The 17,483-nt window shown below is 58.3% G+C and carries 23 protein-coding genes and 1 pseudogene; 22 read left to right on the top strand and 2 right to left on the bottom strand.

Features of this window, described 5'->3' with window-relative positions; translation table 11 throughout:
- Positions 1-9: 9 nt before the first annotated feature.
- The 7 genes from LOY55_RS09950 to LOY55_RS09920 all read left to right on the top strand — a co-directional run bounded on the left by LOY55_RS09950 (position 10) and on the right by LOY55_RS09920 (position 3,654).
- Positions 10-708: a terminase endonuclease subunit gene (locus tag LOY55_RS09950; RefSeq protein ID WP_258667958.1), complete on the top strand. Its 699-nt coding sequence runs from the start codon at positions 10-12 to the stop codon at positions 706-708.
- Positions 709-811: 103 nt separating this feature from the next.
- A complete protein-coding gene (locus LOY55_RS09945) occupies positions 812-1,273 on the top strand; it encodes a head completion/stabilization protein (protein WP_258667957.1) in 462 nt (153 codons plus the stop codon).
- Positions 1,273-1,485 carry a tail protein X gene (locus LOY55_RS09940; protein ID WP_258667956.1) on the top strand — a complete coding sequence of 71 codons (213 nt, stop codon included), beginning with the start codon at positions 1,273-1,275 and terminating at the stop codon, positions 1,483-1,485. The genes LOY55_RS09945 and LOY55_RS09940 overlap by 1 nt, the downstream gene beginning before the upstream one ends.
- Positions 1,486-1,523: 38 nt before the next feature.
- Positions 1,524-1,838 (top strand): phage holin, lambda family, encoded by a 315-nt coding sequence (locus LOY55_RS09935; protein WP_258667955.1) that lies wholly within the window; start codon positions 1,524-1,526, stop codon positions 1,836-1,838.
- Positions 1,835-2,677, top strand: a complete 843-nt coding sequence (locus LOY55_RS09930; RefSeq protein WP_258667954.1) for an N-acetylmuramidase family protein — start codon at positions 1,835-1,837, stop codon at positions 2,675-2,677. Before LOY55_RS09935 ends, LOY55_RS09930 begins: the two co-directional genes overlap by 4 nt.
- Positions 2,678-2,722: 45 nt before the next feature.
- Positions 2,723-3,196 carry a phage tail protein gene (locus LOY55_RS09925; protein WP_258667953.1) on the top strand — a complete coding sequence of 158 codons (474 nt, stop codon included), beginning with the start codon at positions 2,723-2,725 and terminating at the stop codon, positions 3,194-3,196.
- Entirely contained in the window at positions 3,196-3,654 is a 459-nt protein-coding gene (locus LOY55_RS09920) for a phage virion morphogenesis protein (RefSeq protein ID WP_258667952.1), read from the top strand. Before LOY55_RS09925 ends, LOY55_RS09920 begins: the two co-directional genes overlap by 1 nt.
- A 4-nt stretch (positions 3,655-3,658) precedes the next feature.
- Here the strand turns inward: LOY55_RS09920 and LOY55_RS09915 are convergent, their stop codons facing one another.
- On the bottom strand, positions 3,659-4,369 hold the full coding sequence (locus LOY55_RS09915; protein ID WP_258667951.1) for a hypothetical protein: 711 nt from the start codon (positions 4,367-4,369) through the stop codon (positions 3,659-3,661).
- A gap of 119 nt (positions 4,370-4,488) precedes the next feature.
- A complete protein-coding gene (locus LOY55_RS09910) occupies positions 4,489-5,193 on the bottom strand; it encodes a DUF2971 domain-containing protein (protein ID WP_258667950.1) in 705 nt (234 codons plus the stop codon).
- A gap of 181 nt (positions 5,194-5,374) precedes the next feature.
- On the opposite strand from LOY55_RS09910, the gene LOY55_RS09905 reads away from it, so the two are divergent.
- The 15 genes and pseudogenes from LOY55_RS09905 (at position 5,375) to LOY55_RS09835 (ending at position 17,482) form a co-directional block, all read left to right on the top strand.
- Positions 5,375-5,947: a phage baseplate assembly protein V gene (locus tag LOY55_RS09905; RefSeq protein WP_258667948.1), complete on the top strand. Its 573-nt coding sequence runs from the start codon at positions 5,375-5,377 to the stop codon at positions 5,945-5,947.
- Positions 5,944-6,288, top strand: coding sequence for a GPW/gp25 family protein (locus tag LOY55_RS09900; protein WP_258667947.1), 345 nt, complete (start codon positions 5,944-5,946; stop codon positions 6,286-6,288). Before LOY55_RS09905 ends, LOY55_RS09900 begins: the two co-directional genes overlap by 4 nt.
- Positions 6,285-7,202: a baseplate assembly protein gene (locus tag LOY55_RS09895; protein ID WP_258667946.1), complete on the top strand. Its 918-nt coding sequence runs from the start codon at positions 6,285-6,287 to the stop codon at positions 7,200-7,202. Before LOY55_RS09900 ends, LOY55_RS09895 begins: the two co-directional genes overlap by 4 nt.
- Positions 7,195-7,818, top strand: coding sequence for a phage tail protein I (locus LOY55_RS09890; RefSeq protein ID WP_258667945.1), 624 nt, complete (start codon positions 7,195-7,197; stop codon positions 7,816-7,818). Before LOY55_RS09895 ends, LOY55_RS09890 begins: the two co-directional genes overlap by 8 nt.
- Positions 7,811-9,319 carry a phage tail protein gene (locus LOY55_RS09885; protein ID WP_258667944.1) on the top strand — a complete coding sequence of 503 codons (1,509 nt, stop codon included), beginning with the start codon at positions 7,811-7,813 and terminating at the stop codon, positions 9,317-9,319. Before LOY55_RS09890 ends, LOY55_RS09885 begins: the two co-directional genes overlap by 8 nt.
- A 7-nt stretch (positions 9,320-9,326) precedes the next feature.
- Positions 9,327-9,890, top strand: a complete 564-nt coding sequence (locus tag LOY55_RS09880; RefSeq protein WP_258667943.1) for a tail fiber assembly protein — start codon at positions 9,327-9,329, stop codon at positions 9,888-9,890.
- A 106-nt stretch (positions 9,891-9,996) separates the two neighbouring features.
- A pseudogene (locus LOY55_RS09875) lies at positions 9,997-11,166 on the top strand (phage tail sheath protein).
- A 15-nt stretch (positions 11,167-11,181) separates the two neighbouring features.
- Positions 11,182-11,697: a phage major tail tube protein gene (locus LOY55_RS09870; RefSeq protein ID WP_258667942.1), complete on the top strand. Its 516-nt coding sequence runs from the start codon at positions 11,182-11,184 to the stop codon at positions 11,695-11,697.
- Positions 11,698-11,712: 15 nt separating this feature from the next.
- Positions 11,713-12,033: a phage tail assembly protein gene (locus LOY55_RS09865; RefSeq protein ID WP_258667941.1), complete on the top strand. Its 321-nt coding sequence runs from the start codon at positions 11,713-11,715 to the stop codon at positions 12,031-12,033.
- An 8-nt stretch (positions 12,034-12,041) separates the two neighbouring features.
- The gene (locus LOY55_RS09860; protein ID WP_258667940.1) at positions 12,042-12,161 is read left to right on the top strand and encodes a GpE family phage tail protein; all 120 of its coding nucleotides are present in this window, start codon (positions 12,042-12,044) and stop codon (positions 12,159-12,161) included.
- A complete protein-coding gene (locus LOY55_RS09855) occupies positions 12,151-14,709 on the top strand; it encodes a phage tail tape measure protein (RefSeq protein WP_258667939.1) in 2,559 nt (852 codons plus the stop codon). Before LOY55_RS09860 ends, LOY55_RS09855 begins: the two co-directional genes overlap by 11 nt.
- A 5-nt stretch (positions 14,710-14,714) precedes the next feature.
- Positions 14,715-15,155 (top strand): phage tail protein, encoded by a 441-nt coding sequence (locus LOY55_RS09850; RefSeq protein ID WP_258667938.1) that lies wholly within the window; start codon positions 14,715-14,717, stop codon positions 15,153-15,155.
- Positions 15,152-16,420: a phage late control D family protein gene (locus LOY55_RS09845; RefSeq protein WP_258667937.1), complete on the top strand. Its 1,269-nt coding sequence runs from the start codon at positions 15,152-15,154 to the stop codon at positions 16,418-16,420. Before LOY55_RS09850 ends, LOY55_RS09845 begins: the two co-directional genes overlap by 4 nt.
- On the top strand, positions 16,350-16,673 hold the full coding sequence (locus LOY55_RS31020) for a Com family DNA-binding transcriptional regulator (protein WP_309475398.1): 324 nt from the start codon (positions 16,350-16,352) through the stop codon (positions 16,671-16,673). Before LOY55_RS09845 ends, LOY55_RS31020 begins: the two co-directional genes overlap by 71 nt.
- On the top strand, positions 16,634-17,482 hold the full coding sequence (locus LOY55_RS09835) for a DNA cytosine methyltransferase (protein WP_258667935.1): 849 nt from the start codon (positions 16,634-16,636) through the stop codon (positions 17,480-17,482). The genes LOY55_RS31020 and LOY55_RS09835 overlap by 40 nt, the downstream gene beginning before the upstream one ends.
- The last annotated feature ends 1 nt before the right edge of the window (position 17,483 follow it).

The raw sequence follows: 17,483 nt of genomic DNA, 5'->3' as shown, positions 1-17,483 counted from the left end.
CCGATGACCATGACCAACCCCTGCCGTCATCACTTCCTGCGCGTCACGGCCGCCATTGAGGCGGCCGCAGTCGAACCCAACCAGACCATGGCCGGTGCCACTGCCTACGAACATCAACTCAACCAGTTGCTGCAAGATCGCCTGCGCCTGAAACAGATCCAGTCGAATCAGGGCAAGGCCGAACTCAAACGCCAGTTGCTGCCCGACTACGTGCCCTATGTGCAAGGCGTATTGGAAGCAGGGCTCGGTGCGCAGGACGAAGTGCTGACCACCATCATGGTCTGGCGCTTCGATGCCGGCGACTTCACCGGCGGCCTCGACATCGCCGAGTACGTGCTGAAGCACAAAATGGTCATGCCGGACCGCTTCGCCCGCACGTTGGGCTGCCTGGTCGCCGAAGACATCGCCACGGCGGCCTTGAGTGCCCAGAAGATCAACGAACGGTTCGACCTGGCCACCCTGCATCGCGCCGCCGAACTGACCGACACCGAAGACATGCCCGACCAGGCCCGCGCCAAGCTGTTCCTCGCCATGGGTCGCGCCACCCTGGAAGGCATCACCGAAGAACTTCCCGGCCAACCCGGTCAAGTTCAGGCCGGCATCGACCTGCTGAAAAAAGCCATCGAACTGCACGACGCCTGCGGTGGCAAAAAAGATCTGGAGCGGGCCGAACGCCTGCTCAACAAACTCGCTGCCACCGGCAGCTAACCTAGCGTCCCCACGCACCCCGCCGGCTCGGGGCGGATCGGCCAGGCCACGCACCTGAACGAGAAGCCTCGACCACCGGCGACCTATTGCAGAGTGCAGCGTAATGAGCGGATTCATAGCGGGCGGTAAGGCCCCCACCGGCCACATCAACACCGACCCTTTCTGGCCATCGATCAATCTGGACAACGTGCGCGGCACGCTGCGGATCGACGCCAGCGTCACCGCCATCCGACTGGAAACCGCGACCATCGCCGCCGCCATTAGCGTCAACCGCGAGCTCGCCGAGTGGCGCCGTACCCAACAGGCCGAGGGCTACGCCACCCTCACTGACGTCCCTGCCGATCGAGTCAAAGATGTGTCGCAATTCATCCACCTGTACCAACGGGCGATCTACGCCGCGACCGGTGCAGAAATCTGCGAGCGCTATCGTTCCTACGACAGCACCAACAGCGGCAACCAGAACGCCGACGACCTCACCCCCAGCATCGACGAACTGCGCCGCGACCAACGCTGGGCCGTGCGCGACTTCCTCGGCCTCGGTCGCACCACCGTGGAGTTGATCTGATGGCCGTCACCGTTCGCGCCCAGCAAAACGATACCGTCGATGCCCTCTGCTGGCGGCATTACGGCCGCACCGCTGGCGTGACCGAAACCGTGCTGCAGGCCAATCCCGGGCTGGCCGACCACGGCCCTACATTGCCACTGGGCTTGGCCGTGCAAATGCCCGAAACACAAAGCGCAGCCCCTCGCCGCCAAATGGTGAACCTATGGGACTGACCCATTGAAACCACCGACTAAACCATGGAAGGAAACACATGCCTGAACGTCCCGACACCTGGGCCTGGCTCGCAGCTTGGCTCGAACAACACTGGCCGACCCTGTACTCAGGCCTTCTGGCTTTGATCATCGCCGCCCTTCGAATCATGTACGGCGGTGGCACTTGGCGCCGCATCGCCATCGAAGCCCCGCTCTGCGGTGCCTTGGCATTGGCCGCCAGCCACGGCCTACCGTTGCTCGGTGTTTCCGCGTCCACCGCGCCTTTTTTTGGTGGCATCATCGGCCTGCTCGGCGTGGAAGGAACCCGCGCTGCCGCAAGGAAACTTTTCATTCGCAAGGAAGCCTCACGATGATTCCATTACGTCACGGCGACCGCTCGCAAGCGGTGCGTCACCTGCAAACCACACTGAACAACAACGGCGCCCGCCTGGTCGTTGACGGCCACTACGGCGAAACCACTGAAGCGGCCGTACGTGCTTATCAGTTGAGCATTGGCCTAGTGGCCGATGGCATCGCTGGCCCAAAAACCCAGGCAGCGCTCGCCGGCAATGACTGCCAGAAACTGCTGAAAAACGCCGACCTGGTCAACGCCGCACAACGCCTCGACGTGCCGCTGGCTGCCGTCTACGCAGTCAATGAAGTCGAGTCGAAGGGCATGGGTTTTCTCGACATCGGCAAACCGGTGATCCTGTTCGAACGTCACATCATGTACCGCCGGCTTTCGCAAGTACGACACGAAAGCGATAACCCCGCCGACCTTAAACGCCGCGCCGATCAACTCGCCGCCGCTCACCCGGCCATCGTCAATCCGAAAGCCGGTGGCTACGTCGGCGGTAGCGCCGAACATCAACGGCTGGGGAGTGCCCGAGTGCTTAACGACATTGCCGCCCTGGAATCCGCTTCCTGGGGCGCTTTCCAGATCATGGGCTTTCACTGGAAACGTCTGGGCTATGCCGGCGCGCAAGACTTCGTCGCAGCCATGAGCACAAACGAATCGCAGCAGTTCGATGCGTTCGTACGCTTCATCGAAACCGACCCGGCTTTGTACAAGGCATTGAAGGCACGCAAATGGTCCGAGTTCGCCAAGCTCTTCAACGGACCGCACTACCAACGAAACCTGTACGACATCAAGCTCCAGCGCGCCTACGAGCGGCATGAGAACTGCGGTTGTGGTCAGTTGGTGGCCGCATGATCCGTCCTTACATCGCTTATCTACACATCAGCCCCGCAGGTGACCATGAACAAACCCGATAGCCTGCGCACCCATCTGCTGGCCACCATTGCCGAACTCAAGCACAACCCTGACCGGTTGCTGATCTTCATCGACAACGGCAAGGTTCGCTGCACCGCTGCGGCGAGCCTGTCGTTCGAATACAGCTTCGATCTGCAGATCATCCTCACCGACTTCGCGGGTCATCCCGACAGCGTCATGTTGCCGCTGCTCGGTTGGCTGAGCGTGCATCAGTCTGAGTTGCTGGAGAACCTGAGCAAGTCCGTCGACGGCATCCAGTTTGAGGCGGACGTTCTCGACAGCAGCAAAGTGGACATGAGTTTGACGTTGCCGCTGACTGAACGTGTGGTGGTAGGCCAGGATGACGAAGGCAACACCACAATCCGTCATCCTGGTGAACCACAGCGAGTCGCGGCATTTCTCGACCCGAACTGGATACCAGATACTCAAAACACCGGTAGCGAATGGGCAGTACCGTAATGGCCAATCGCCTGGAAGCGCTAGAAGACTGGGCGGCTGGCCTACTCGGACAGCTTGAGCCGGCATCGCGAAATCGGCTCGCCCGCTACCTTGGCCAGACACTGCACCGTAGTCAGCAGCAACGAATCATTGCCCAGCGCAATCCGGCCGGCAACAAATACGCACCGCGTAAACAGCGCGACTTGGGCGGAAAACAGGGGCGGGTGAAGCGGAAGGTTAGGATGTTCCAGAAGCTACGCAAAGCGAACCTTTTAAAAGTTCGGGGTGACGGCAATGCAATCAGCATTGGTTTCACAGGCCGAATTGCACGTATTGCACAGGTTCACCAATACGGTTTGAAGGACCGCGCGGACCGTGGAGCTCCCTATGTACGTTACGAACAGCGTGAATTGCTGGGGCTAACCGAAGCGGACCTTGCTCTGATCCGCGACAGTTTGATTGACCGACTTTTCATATGAATATTTATTGTGTCACCAGCTGGCCTGTATAGAGATGACGAGGCTCAATTTTTTCTTTATAAACCTGATGCAACGAAACCAGATAAGAAAATCCAATACCAGTTATTTCATAACTAGTTTTTATATACTGCTCCGTCTCACCAGCCAACATATTTATTGATTTTGTGGCAATTTCAACTTTACGCCTTGCCATTCGATATGGAACCAAAACATCTCCGAGCGACTCTTCCAAAATGTAAGAATTATGATAACCATGCATAAAATTATGAATATGCAAAGTTAGCATATCATTTGTAATCCTCACTTGATCTTCAAACTGCGCATACTCAATCTCTTCTTTAACTAAGCGCCGAAAGACACCACCCAAAATTTTTGCTTTTTGCTCTGAGCTAACCTGCTCGATAATTTCAAGCAACTCATTAATAAACTGTTCTTTTCTGCCTTCCTTTTCTAACGAAACTGAAAACGCGGCCCATTCGTCACTTGACATCTCTCCAACAGCATCAACAAATGACTTCACTTTCTTCTTGAATTTCCCCTCCTTATACTGAAGAAACAACTTAAGTGTCGCTACGCCTGTAGACACGAACGGAATCTCTTTTAGCGTCTCACTTTCAACACAAGAGTCCAGTAAAGCCTCTGCATAATCAGCAAGTGGAAATTTCCCGGCCGCTTTTTTGACTTCGGTAAACCTCCCTACTCTTTCATCTGTCATAACCAGCCTACTCATAAGATGGATGAATTTTCAAAATCAAGTATGGAATAAAACCATCATCAAACTCAGAACAAAATTAGCAAGTCGCCCCTTATCGCACAAGCAATCACTCTCAGGATTTAAATATCTTCAATACTTAGAACATCCTCTTCAACATCGAAATATTCTGGAACCTTATAAAGTACAGATCGTACAACCGGCCCCTTAAACTGAAGCTTATTCTTAAAATAATACTGAAACGCGTTAACTAACTCTTCGGGCGCTCGAGGATCTAGAAGAATTCTATCAATAAAACCATGAGGATCAACCGGAATCGTAAGGCCTTTTTTATCACTAGCGCGATCTTCAGAAAGCGCTAGCAAAGTGGCTCTCCATTCACTCTCATGACTAAACGCGTCCCTCTTCATGTAAAGCATATCTGCAGCACGCCTCACATCAAAAACCTCGCGCAGTTCATCCGTTATTTTTTTAGCTTGATAATTCAAAGACTTCTGAGACTTATACACCACTTCTCTGACGCGATACTTATATTGATTCGCTTTGCAGGCAGCCTTCAATACAGCTGTTAATTTGTCAACAGTGGTAGATATGCGCACCCCCATGCCATTCTGGGAGTAAATCCTCCACATTGCATCGGATATACCTAACTGACACCAGCACTGAGCAAAAAGCGCATGATCTTTTGGATGTTTTATACGTTGCTCATAGGGGTCTTCCCACGTGCTAGGTTTCGCAAAATAAAGTTCTTGCTTTTCGAAAATCTGAACAACTCGAGAAAAATCCATAATACGGTAAAGAGGCTTCGAACCAGTATCAACTGCCATGTAACTTCTCCGTTGAGTCTCACAGATCATTTCAAGAGGCTACTATTTTGCCACTAGAGTGTCCAACCTGGATTCTCAGGCCGGCTTTCCAGCACTCGTATTTCAGAGAATTCCCCGTAAATCCGGTAGCAACAAGTCAATCGAGCGGCACTAACTCAGTCGCCCGGGCACCATTGCTCTCATGAATGACTTACCTACCCTCGCCCGCCTGATCGAAAACCTCATCCGCCTCGGCACCATCGCCGAAACCCAGATGAAGCCCCCACGAGTGCGAGTGAAAACCGGCGCGCTGACCACCGGCTGGCTCCCCTGGATTGCCCCGCGAGCAGGTGCCGACCGCGAGTGGAGCCCGCCTACCGTGAAAGAACAGGTCATCCTGTTCAGCCCCTCCGGCCAACTTGGCAACGGCATCGTCCTCACCGGCTTGTTCAGCGACCACTCCCCCGCCAACGGCGACCGCGAAGGCTTGCACCGTTTTACCTACCGCGACGGCGCCGTCATCGAATACGACAGCATCGCTCACCACCTGAACGCCACGCTGCCTAATGGCGGCACCACGAACCTGGTCAGCCAAGGCGGCATCCACATCGTCGGTCCGATCACCCATAAAGGCGACTACACCCAAACCGGCAACCAGACCATCACCGGTAAGGTCACCGTGACGGAGGATGTGGTTGCAGCCAACATCAGCCTGGTCAAACACCCCCACGGCGGCGTCATGTCTGGTAACGGCATCACAGGCCAGCCGCAATGAACCGAGAAACCGGCGTCGCCCTCGATCTGGTCGAACACATCACCCAGTCCATCACCGACATCCTCACCACCCGCATTGGCACCCGCGTCATGCGCCGAGAGTACGGCAGCTTGCTACCCGAACTGGTGGACCAGCCGTTCAACGACTTCACCCGCTTGCAAGCCTACGCCGCCACCGTTATGGCCCTCATGCGTTGGGATCCGCGCATCAGTCTCAGCCGCGTGCAATTACTAGGAGCCACATTGGCAGGCCAAGCAACCCTGGACCTAGAGGGCAGCATCGTCGATACCAACGAGCCGCTGAGCCTGAGTGTTCCCTTGCGCCTGGGGGGCAGCGCATGAATACCTTCGTAGCCATCGACCTGAGCCAACTGCCGGCACCACAGGTCGTCGAACAGATTGATTACGAGCAGATCCTTGCCGAGCGCAAGGCCTATGCCATCAGCCTCTGGCCAGTGGAGGAACAGTCACAAATCGCGGCTCGCCTGAACATGGAATCAGAGCCGCTAACCAAACTGCTCGAGGAAAACGCTTACCGCGAAATGGTCTGGCGCCAGCGGGTCAATGAGGCATCAGTGGCGAACATGCTCGCCCTGGCCAAGGGCGCAGACCTGGAGAACCTGGCCGCGAATTACAACGTGAAGCGGTTGATCATTCAGGTCGCCAATCCTTCTGCTATGCCGCCCATTCCAAAGCTGATGGAAAGCGACGACAGCCTACGCGAACGAGCCCAAATGGCCTGGGAAGGTCTCAGTACCGCCGGCCCGCGCAACAGCTACATCTTCCACGCACGTTCCGCCGACGGTCGTGTGGCGGATGCCACAGCAGAAAGTCCGAAACCTGCGGAGGCGGTCATCACCGTGCAATCGGCACTGGGCAATGGCAGCGCCTCGGCGGATCTGCTGGCCACCGTGAAAGCCTACCTGAGCGACGATGACCGCCGCCCATTAGGCGACCGCCTGAGGGTTCAAGGCGCGCAGATCATCAACTATGAAATCAGCGCCGAACTCTACCTCTTAACATCGGGGCCAGAGTCAGAGCTGATCCTGAAAGCGGCCAAAGAACGGCTGCTGAAATTTGTGCATCAACGCCGTCGGCTGGGGCTGGAGGTCTCCGAATCCATCCTCCACGCCTCGCTGCATGTAGAGGGCGTGCGCAAAGTGGTGCTGGACGATTGGGACGACATTGTCGCTACTCCCTACCAGGCGCCGTACTGCACCAACATCGACCTGTCACTGGGTCTCGATGATGCCTGACCTTTCACTGCTGCCGCGCAACGCCACACCACTGGAACACCAAACCGCTCAAGCCTTGGCCCAGATCCAACGCGTACCGATCCCGCTGCGCCAACTCCACAACCCAGACCTTTGCCCTTTGCCCTTGCTGCCTTATCTGGCCTGGGCTTTCTCGGTAGACCGCTGGGACAGCCAATGGCCCGAAGCAGCCAAGCGCTCCGCTATCCGCTCCGCGTACTACATCCACTCGCGCAAAGGCACCCTCGGCTCACTGCGCCGCGTTGTCGAGCCATTGGGCTTTGTGATCGAAGTCGTGGAGTGGTGGCAGACCATCCCCCTCGGCCCTCGCGCGACCTTTGCCTTAAACATCAGCGTCTCCGAAACCGGCATCACCGAACGGATGTATCAGGAACTCACTTGGCTCATCGACGACGCCAAGCCCCTCACCCGCCACCTGACCAGCCTCGACATCATTCTGGAAACCCGCGTCGATACCCACGCCACAATTGCCGTCGATGACGGCGACGAAATCGATGTCTACCCGTGGGTCAACCCGGACATCGACGTGTTCATCCAAGGTTACGGCGGCACTCGCATTTACACCCTCGACGAACTGGACGTGTACCTTCATGGTTGATAAGAACACCCTTTTCGGCGGCATGCTCACCACCCTCGGAGCCGCCAAGAAAACCAACTGCGACGCCCTCGGCATGCCTTGGGAACCGAGCCACATGCTGATCGGCGATGCCAACGGCACCGACCCCGTACCTGATCCTTCACAGACCAAGTTGATCAATCAGGTACACCGCGCGCAGCTCAATCAACTGCGCGTCTCGCCTACTGATTCGAACGTGTTGATTGCCGAAGTCGTGTTACCACCCGAAGTGGGCGGCTGGTGGATGAGGGAGCTCGCCCTTGAGGACAAGGACGGTGTGTTTTCGGCCGTCGCGAATCTGGCGCCCAGCTACAAACCGCTGCTGGCCCAAGGTTCGGGGCGCAACCAAGTGGTGCGGATGCACATCATCACCAACGGCACCGCGAATATTCAGCTCAAGATCGATCCGTCCGTGGTGCTGGCCACCCGTGACTATGTGGATCGATCCGTCAATGCAGGGACTGCCTTCACCAGCGTATCGTCATCCCGAACGTTAAAACCCACAGAGATGGGCTTCGTCCTGATCGATGCCAGCGCGGGGGCGTTGAACATCCAACTGCCGTCAGCCGATGCCACCGTGGGCCGGCGCAATGTCATCGTTCACCGCAAAGACAACAGCATCCATCGCCTGGTCATCAAGGCGAAAGGCAAAGACAAGCTGAAATTCCACACGCATCTGAACCCGGCGGGCTACCCCTTTCTGGTGTTGATGGGCGCGGGCGATTGGTGGCACTTGCGCAGCGATGGTGCCGGGAGTTGGTGGCCGATTGGGCGCTTCGATAGCACAACGCTGGGTCGCCCGGTCTTTGAAACCACGACCGTGTTCAGCCCCGGAGGGTACGGCGCCATGAATGGGCAATTACTCCAAAGGGATGAATGGCCATGGCTGTGGGATCACGCCCAACAGTCGGGAATGCTGTACCCGGAAAAGTATTCGTATATGGAGGGTGCCTGGACCTTCGGTGATTACAAATCGACGTTTCGCATACCCGAGGCGCGAGGCGAATTTTTCAGGGTGCTCGACGAAGATCGGCGCGTCGACAAATCGACCCTGAAGGGGGTTACGAAATCCGGTAGCCCTGTCATCACCCACCTCAACGGTCGCGGGCGTGTAAAGATTGGTATGACGCTGGAGGGTGGCGATTTTCCGAGTGGCACAACCGTTATTTCGGTCGGTGAAGGGGAGATAACAGCTTCCAACGCATCGCAAACGGATGGTGCTGGGGAGTGGCGAATTGTCGGGCGGATAGCCGGCTCGTGGACACCCGACAATCTTGAACGTCACACCCACCCCGTCTCTTTCGGATCAGGCACGGGCGACCGTGTAGCACTTCTTTCGGCACCCTCCTCACTCGCTGGAGGTAACGCTCGACTAGACCATGTCGAGGCCAGAAACACTTCACCCCCCTTCATCGGTCGCGTGGGTGACGAAGAAACCCGCCCCCGCAACATTGCCTATCCCGGCCGTATGAAAATTATTTGAGGTCTTGATGATTACTTATTTGATTGATGACGCAGGCGCCCTTTCTGGCCCGGTCACGTTCCCGGACATTCCCGGTTTCGGTCCGCAACTGCCGGGTAATGCAGTGCAGGTCCCTAAGGCACTCGCGCCACCAGAACCAGGAAAAACCTGGGCATTGATCGATGACGCGACGCAGCAACTGCTCGACCTGCGAGGTACCGTATTCCGCACCACAGACGGTTTGGAGCAATCATGGCAACTACTGGGAGAACTGCCCGAAGGCCTCACCACCCAACCGTGGCCAGGCGAACATTTCAAATGGATCAACGAGCAATGGAACCTCGACGATTCTGCGCAACTTGCGGCACAAAGCGCCCAGGCCTTGGACCATCGCGACAATTTGCTGCGTGATGCGCAACTGCGTATCGCGCCGCTTCAGTACGCGGAGAAACTGGGCACCGCCACACCCGAAGAACAAGCCTCTCTACTGAACTGGATGCGCTACAGCGTCGAACTCAACCGCATCGAACAACAGACTGACTTCCCCAACACCATTGTCTGGCCAACTCAGCCCCAACAGCAGCACCGCTAAACGCCCGTGCTGTAACCGTTCCCCCTACAACCCCTGATGCGCGACGAATTGACGTACGCGCGGCAGCCTGTGCACTGACTCAACATTCACTGCACAGGCCGCAACCATGTCCGACTATCTTCACGGCGTGCGAGTCATCGAACTCAACGATGGCTCTCGCCCCGTCCGCACCATCCCCACCGCCGTCATCGGCATGGTGTGCACCGCCGACGATGCCGACGCCACAGTCTTCCCCTTTGACACACCCGTCCTGATTACCAGCATCCAGACAGCCATCGGCAAAGCCGGTGTAAAAGGCACCCTCGCCGCCAGCCTCCAAGCCATCGCCGACCAAACCAAACCCTACGTCATCGTCGTGCGTGTGAAGGAAGGTCAGGACGAAGCCGAAACCACCAGCGCCCTGATCGGCACCACCACCGAGTTGGGCAAATAAACCGGCTTGAAAGCCTTGCTCGCTGCAAAGTCGAGACTCGGCCTGGTGCCGCGCATTCTCGGTGCCCCAGGCTTGGACACCCTACCCGTCGCTACTGCACTCGTGGCCATCGCCCAACAACTACGAGCGTTCAGTTACGTCAGCGCCTGGGGCTGCAACACCAAGGAAGAAGCCGTCGCCTACCGAAAAAACTTTGGCGCCCGCGAAGTCATGGTCATCTGGCCCGACTTCCTGAGCTGGGACACCGTCACGAGCAAAACCGTGAACGCCACCGCGACCGCTCGCGCCCTCGGCCTGCGCGCCAAGATCGACCAGCAAACCGGCTGGCACAAAACCCTCTCCAACATCGCCGTCAACGGCGTCACCGGCATCAACGCCGACGTGTTCTGGGACCTGCAAAACCCCGCCACCGACGCGAACTACCTCAACAGCCACGAAGTCACCACGCTGATCAATGAAGGCGGCTTGCGCTTCTGGGGCAGCCGCACCTGCAGCGACGATCCACTGTTCGCGTTCGAGAGTTACACCCGCACCGCGCAGGTACTGGCGGACACCATGGCCGGCACGCAGATGTGGGCCATGGACAAACCGCTGCACGCCTCGCTGGTGCGCGACATGATCGAAGGGGTGAATGCCGAGTTCCGCAGCAAGGTTTCGGCCGGCTACCTGATCGGCGGAAGCTGCTGGTATCCGGAAGACATCAACACCAAAGACACCCTCAAGGCCGGCAAGCTCTGGCTCGATTACGACTACACGCCGGTCCCGCCGCTGGAAGACCTGACCCTGCGCCAGCGCATCACCGATCGCTACCTCATCAACTTCGCCAGCCAGATCAATCGCTAACCGGAGAGCTGCGCCATGGCCATGCCGCGCAAACTGAAAAACCTCAACCTGTTCAACGATGCCAACAGCTACGTCGGCGTCGTGAAGTCGGTCGTCCTGCCGCCCTTGGGCCGCAAGATGGAAGCCTACCGCGGCGGCGGCATGAACGGCCCGGTCAAGGCCGACCTGGGCTTTTCCGACGACGGCATTCAGTTCGAATGGAAGACCGGCGGCCTCGATCTGATTTCCCTGCGCCAATTCGGCGCCGTCAATGCGTCGGGCGTTGCGCTACGTTTCGCCGGCTCCTTTCAGCAGGACGACACGGGCGACGTCAGTGCCGTGGAAGTCGTGCTGCGTGGTCGCCACGAAACCATCGAGATGGGCGACCACGAACCCGGCGAAGACACTGAACACAGCGTCACCACCACCTGTACCTATTACAAGCTCATCGTCGACAGCGAAGACATCATCGAAATCGACTTGCTCAACTTCATCGAAAAGGTCAACGGCGTCGACCTGCTCGAAAAACAGCGCGCCGCTATCGGCCTCTAACCCTTGGAAAACACTATGCAGACCGTTGACATTCAACCCCTCGCCGACGACAACACCGTCACCCTAGATGCGCCTATCAAGCGCGGCAAAACCACCATCGACACCCTCACGTTGCGCAAGCCTTCTTCAGGCGAGTTGCGCGGCGTGCAACTGGTGGAGTTGCTGAACATGGATGTGGCCACCCTGATGAAAATCCTGCCGCGCATCACCAGCCCCGGCATCACCGCCCCGGAAGCCGCCGGCATGGACCCCGCCGACCTGCTCGCCTGCGGCAGCAAGATCTCCGGTTTTTTGTTGCAGAAATCGGTGAAGACGGACGCCTTCCTCGTTGCGTAGAGGACGCCATGGCTGACTTGGCGGTGGTCTTTCACTGGGCACCGGCTGATATGAATCAGCTGGGCCTGCAAGAACTCATGGAATGGCGCGAGCGCGCCAGAGTGCGGAGCGTCGCCGATGGCGAATGACCTAAAACTTCGGGTGCTGCTGAGCGCCATCGACAAGGCGACTCGCCCACTCAAGGCCATCAACCACGGGAGTATCGGCGCGGCCCGCGCCTTGAAAGAGGCGCGCGACAGCCTCAAGGCTCTCAACGCGCAACAGAAAGACATCAGCGCCTGGCGCACGCAACGCGCGGCGGCCGAACACACCGAACAAGCCCTCGGTGCCGCGCGGGACAAGGTCAAGGCGCTCAGTCAGCAGTTCTCGGCCATGGGCGCTCCCACCAAAGCCATGACGAAGGACTTTCGTGCAGCAGTGCGGGAAGCGCAAAAACTCAAGCAGCAGCATCAATTCAACAGCGAACAGCTTCAAAGCCTGCGCGGTCGATTGAACGCTGCCGGCATCAGCACCAAAAGCCTCGGCGACCATGAGCGCCAGTTGCGAGAACAGGTCCGCGCGACCAACCACAGCATCAGCGAACAAACCAAACGTCTGGCCGCACTGGGCACTCAACAGCGGCGACTGGCAGCCGCTCGCGCGACCTTTGATAAATCCAAACACCTTGCCAGCGACATGGCTGGGAAAGGTGCTGCCGCCACCGCCGGTGGAGGTACAACGTTATATGCGGGCGCCAAGCTGCTAACACCGGGCATCGACTTCGATGCCAGCATGAGCAAAGTGCAGGCGATCACGCGGCTAGATAAAAACGCTCAAGCGCTCAGAGCAATGCGTAAACAGGCACGTGAACTGGGCGGTAAAACCCAATTCACAGCCGGCCAGGCAGCCGACGCTCAAGGCTTCCTGGGTATGGCCGGCTTCGAGCCTACGGCGATCAAAGCCGCCATGCCGGGGATGCTCGACCTCGCGGCCGCCGGCGGCGCTGATCTGGCACAGACGGCCGACATCGCCTCAAACATCCTCTCCGGGCTTGGCATGAGCGCCGGTCAAATGGGCAAACTGGGTGACGTATTGGTGGGCACCTTCACGCGCTCCAACACCAACCTGCAGATGCTCGGCGAAACAATGAAGTACGCCGCGCCGATGGCGAAAACCTACGGTGTCGAATTGGAGGTGGCCGCCGCCATGGCCGGCAAACTGGGTGATGCGGGGTTGCAAGGCAGCATGGGCGGCACTGCGCTCAGTTCAATCATGAATCGCCTGGCCGCCCCGCCTAAGGCCGCGGAAAAAGCCTTGCAACTACTGAATATCACCACCGCCGATGCCCACGGCAATTTGCGAAACCTGCCGGACATTCTCAAAGAGATCTACGACAAAACCAAAGACCTGGGCACCGCCTCAAAAGGTGGGCTGTTCAAAGCCATAGCCGGCGAAGAAGCGGTCAAAGGCATGGCCCAACTGGTGGAGCAAGCGGGCACAGGTGAATTGCAAAAGCTCATCGTGAGTCTGCGGCAAAGTCAGGGCGAAGCGTCGCAAACAGCCAGCGTCATGGCCGACAACTTCAAGGGTGATTTGAAGACCTTAAGCAGTGCCTGGGAGGATCTCGGTATCGAGATTCAAACCCAGCAGGATGGACCGTTGCGTGGGCTGATTCAGTCCGTCACAGAAGTCATTCAAGGGATCAAGAGCTGGGCCAATGAAAACCCGAACCTCGCCGCCGGGCTGGTGAAAACCATCGCCATCATCGCGGCTCTGGCCATCGTGCTGGGAGGTTTGTTGATGGCAACGGCCAGCGTACTGCTGCCGTTCGCGGCGTTGCGTTTGATGTTCGCCTTGATGGGTATCCGACTGCCCGGCCTGATCAGCCTGCTGTGGAAACTTGGCCGGTTCGTCCTGCCCTTCGTGGGCAAAGCGCTGCTCATGCTTGGCCGTGCGCTGATGCTCAACCCTATCGGCCTGGCGATCACCGCTATTGCCGCGGCGGCCTACCTGATCTACCAAAACTGGGATGCGGTGAAGGCCTACTTCACCGATGCGTGGAAAGAAATCAAAGCCGGGTTCAATGGCGGCACCCGCGGCATCCTCAAAACTTTGGCCAACTTCAGCCCCATCGGATTGCTCTACCAAGCCTTCTCGGCGGTGATGAAGTACCTGGGCATCGAATTGCCCAGCCGCTTTACCGAGTTCGGCGCAATGATCATCGACGGTCTGGTCAGTGGACTGTCGGCAGGCTTCGGCAAGCTCAAAGGCGTCATGGGCGAGATCAGCGATTCAACCATTGGCTGGTTCAAGGAAAAGCTCGGCATCCAGAGTCCGTCGCGAGTGTTTGCCGAACTGGGTGGCTTCACCATGGCGGGTCTCGCCCAAGGGCTGGAGCGTAGCCAGAACGAACCGATCGGCGTGATGGCCGATGTCAGTGGGCAACTCATGGCCACAACCCGCGCCATCACGCTCGCGCAGAACACCAGACCGTCTTCATTGACCGTCGATAACCGGGCACCACTAAAACCGGTCCAGCGACCGGCCTACGACAGTCACGACACTTACGAAATCACCATTCATTCCACACAGGGCATGGACCCATTGGCGATTGGCCGCGCAGTGCGCGCTGAGCTGACCCGCGTCCAGTACGAGAAAGATGCCCGTCAACGCAGCCGACTGGCCGACCTGGAGTAATCCCCATGATGCTTGCCTTGGGCATGTTCGTCTTCAGCCTTTCCACCGCGGCTTATCAGGCACTGCAACGCCAGACCGAATGGCGCCATGTCAGCAACTCGCGCATCGGCGCAGCCCCGGCACGGCAGTTTGTGGGGCGTGGTGACGACGCCATCACCCTCCCCGGCATCATCCTGCCCGAGCTGGCGGGCAGCGCCCTCAGCCTGGATGCCCTTCGCCTGATGGCCAACACCGGTAAAGCCTGGCCCATGGTGGAAGGCAGCGGCCGTATCTACGGCCTGTGGGTGATCGAGAGTTTGAATGAAACCAAGACGGTATTTTTTCGCGATGGCACACCGCGCCGGATCGAATTCAGTCTCAGCCTCAAGCGTATCGACGACGACCGCATTGACCTGATCGGAGCCGGGACCAGCGTGGGCGTCAGCATCATGAGGAGCTTGCTGTGATTGATGCTGCGCTCTCCCGAGTGACCGGTTTCCTGAACGACGCTGCCGAGCGCTACCAGCGCAACGCCGGTTATCCCGTCCCGGCCATTCGCATCACCGTCGATGACACAGACATCGCCCCTGCGATCATCCCTCGCCTGATCAGCCTCGATCTGTTGGACAACCGCGGGATCGAGGCCGACCAATTGACCCTCACCCTCAGCGACCACGACGGTCTACTGGCGATTCCGCCCAAAGGCGCAATCATTCGGTTCTGGCTCGGCTGGAGCGATACCGGCCTGGTGGACAAAGGCACCTACACCGTCGATGAAACCGAACACAGCGGCGCCCCGGACGTACTGAGCATCCGCGCTCGATCGGCGGACTTTCGTAGAAGCCTGAAGACCAAACGCGAACGCAGCTGGAGCAACACAACGCTCGGCGACGTGCTGGGCGACATCGCCCTGGACAACGGCCTGACCGCGACCATTGCCGGAGCCCTCCATGGTCTGCCCATCCTGCAGCTCGACCAGGCCAACGAATCCGATGCCAACCTGATCAGCCGTATCGGTGAAGAATTCGACGCCGTGGTTACCATCAAAGCCGGCCGCCTGCTGTGCCTGCCTGCGGGCCGCGGCAAGACCGCCAGCGGCGCCGAACTGCCTCACATCACCCTCACACGCACCGATGGCGACCAACACCGCTACCTGCAAGCCGACCGCGACCGCTACGACGGCGTGCGCACCTATTTCTACGACGTGAACAGCGCCAAAAAACAGGAAGCCATTGCAGGCGGCGGCGAACACCTCAAGGACCTGCGCCACACCTACAGCGACCGCCAGTCTGCCCTGCGCGCAGCCCGGGCCGAATTCAACCGACTGCAACGCGGCAGCGCCACGCTCAGTTACACGCTCGCGCTGGGGCAAGCGGACCTGATTCCGGAACTGACCTACACGCTCCAGGGCGTAAAGGACGAGATCGATGAAATCATCTGGTATGGCGGAAACGTGCAACACACCCTCAGCGCGGACACCGGCTACACCGTCAGCCTGGCGCTGGAGAGCAAGGTGCCGGACGACACCGTCGAGGAACTGGTTGAAGAGAACAAGGGGGACTTTACCGGCGTCATTGCTCACTACCGCGATAAGAGAACCGGCAAGCAGAAGACTGTGACCGCTGGGGATCAGAGCAAGCCGAAACGGTTGCGATGGTTGTATGCCACTGAGAAAGCGGCGAAACGGGCGGTTGATCGTGAGTGGGGACGGATGCAGGCAGATAAAACATAAACCCACCGGTTACAGAATCGCGTCAATTACTGAGGCCATCAAGGACGATTCCATGCAGGACATACGCTGCGGCCACTGCTGCCGCAAACTCGCCGCCGCCAGCGGCTTCATCGAATTACAGATCAAGTGCCCGCGTTGTCGGACACTCAACCACTTGAAGGCCCAGAGCCTCCCCCAAGCGTGCCGCGAGCATCCAGAACAACGAGTTCATGAATGCAGCAACCCACCCTTGGCAGCCTGTTCGCAGGCATAGGAGGCTTTGATGTCGGATTTGAAAACGCCGGTTACCGCAGTGCTTGGCAAGTTGAACTCAACCCTATCAACCGGGCTGTGCTTGCCGATCGATTTCCCCATGCACGCCAATTTGAAGACGTGCGCCAATGCGGCGCTCACAACCTTTGCCCCGTCGACGTCATCACCGCCGGTTTCCCCTGCCAGGACATCAGCATCGCCGGCGCCCGACCAGGCAACAAAGAAACCCGCGGACTACGAGGTGAACGCAGCGGCCTGTTTTGGGAAGTCATACGAATCCTCAAAGAAACTCAACCTCGCTGGGTGGTCCTTGAGAACGTCGTTAACCTGCTCGCTGTCAACGATAGCCAAGACTTTGAAACAGTCATCCGGGCCCTTGCGGACTGCGGGTATGTGGGATTTTGGCGAGTGCTTAATGCTCAATATTTCGGAGTCCCCCAGCAACGTCGTCGAATATTCCTGGTCGCAGGTTATCGACGAATGCCCCCCTTCGAGTTCCTGGCTGACGCCGCGCCAGTGGACGCAATACCTCCAGCGTCTCAATCGATCCAGTGGCCACGGCCCGCGGATGCCTGGGCTGCCAATACTTTATTGGCAAACAAGGCCGGCTCCCAAATCTCTCTGGGCTGTACCACTTTCGTCGCTCACGCGAACGGATGGGATCAGATGGCTGAGCGGCAGCGAGCGTCTGAAGATGATGGGTTTTGCCTCGGATTGGATGCGGCCAACCTTGCAGAGGCTTTTGGTGCCGGAAATGCCGTTGTTACGCAGGTTGCGGAGTGGATTGGGCGGGGGTTGAAAGCGGGGTGAT

The organism is Pseudomonas sp. B21-040 (genome assembly GCF_024748695.1).
GTDB lineage: Bacteria > Pseudomonadota > Gammaproteobacteria > Pseudomonadales > Pseudomonadaceae > Aquipseudomonas.
This window is presented reverse-complemented; position numbering and strand designations above follow the sequence as displayed.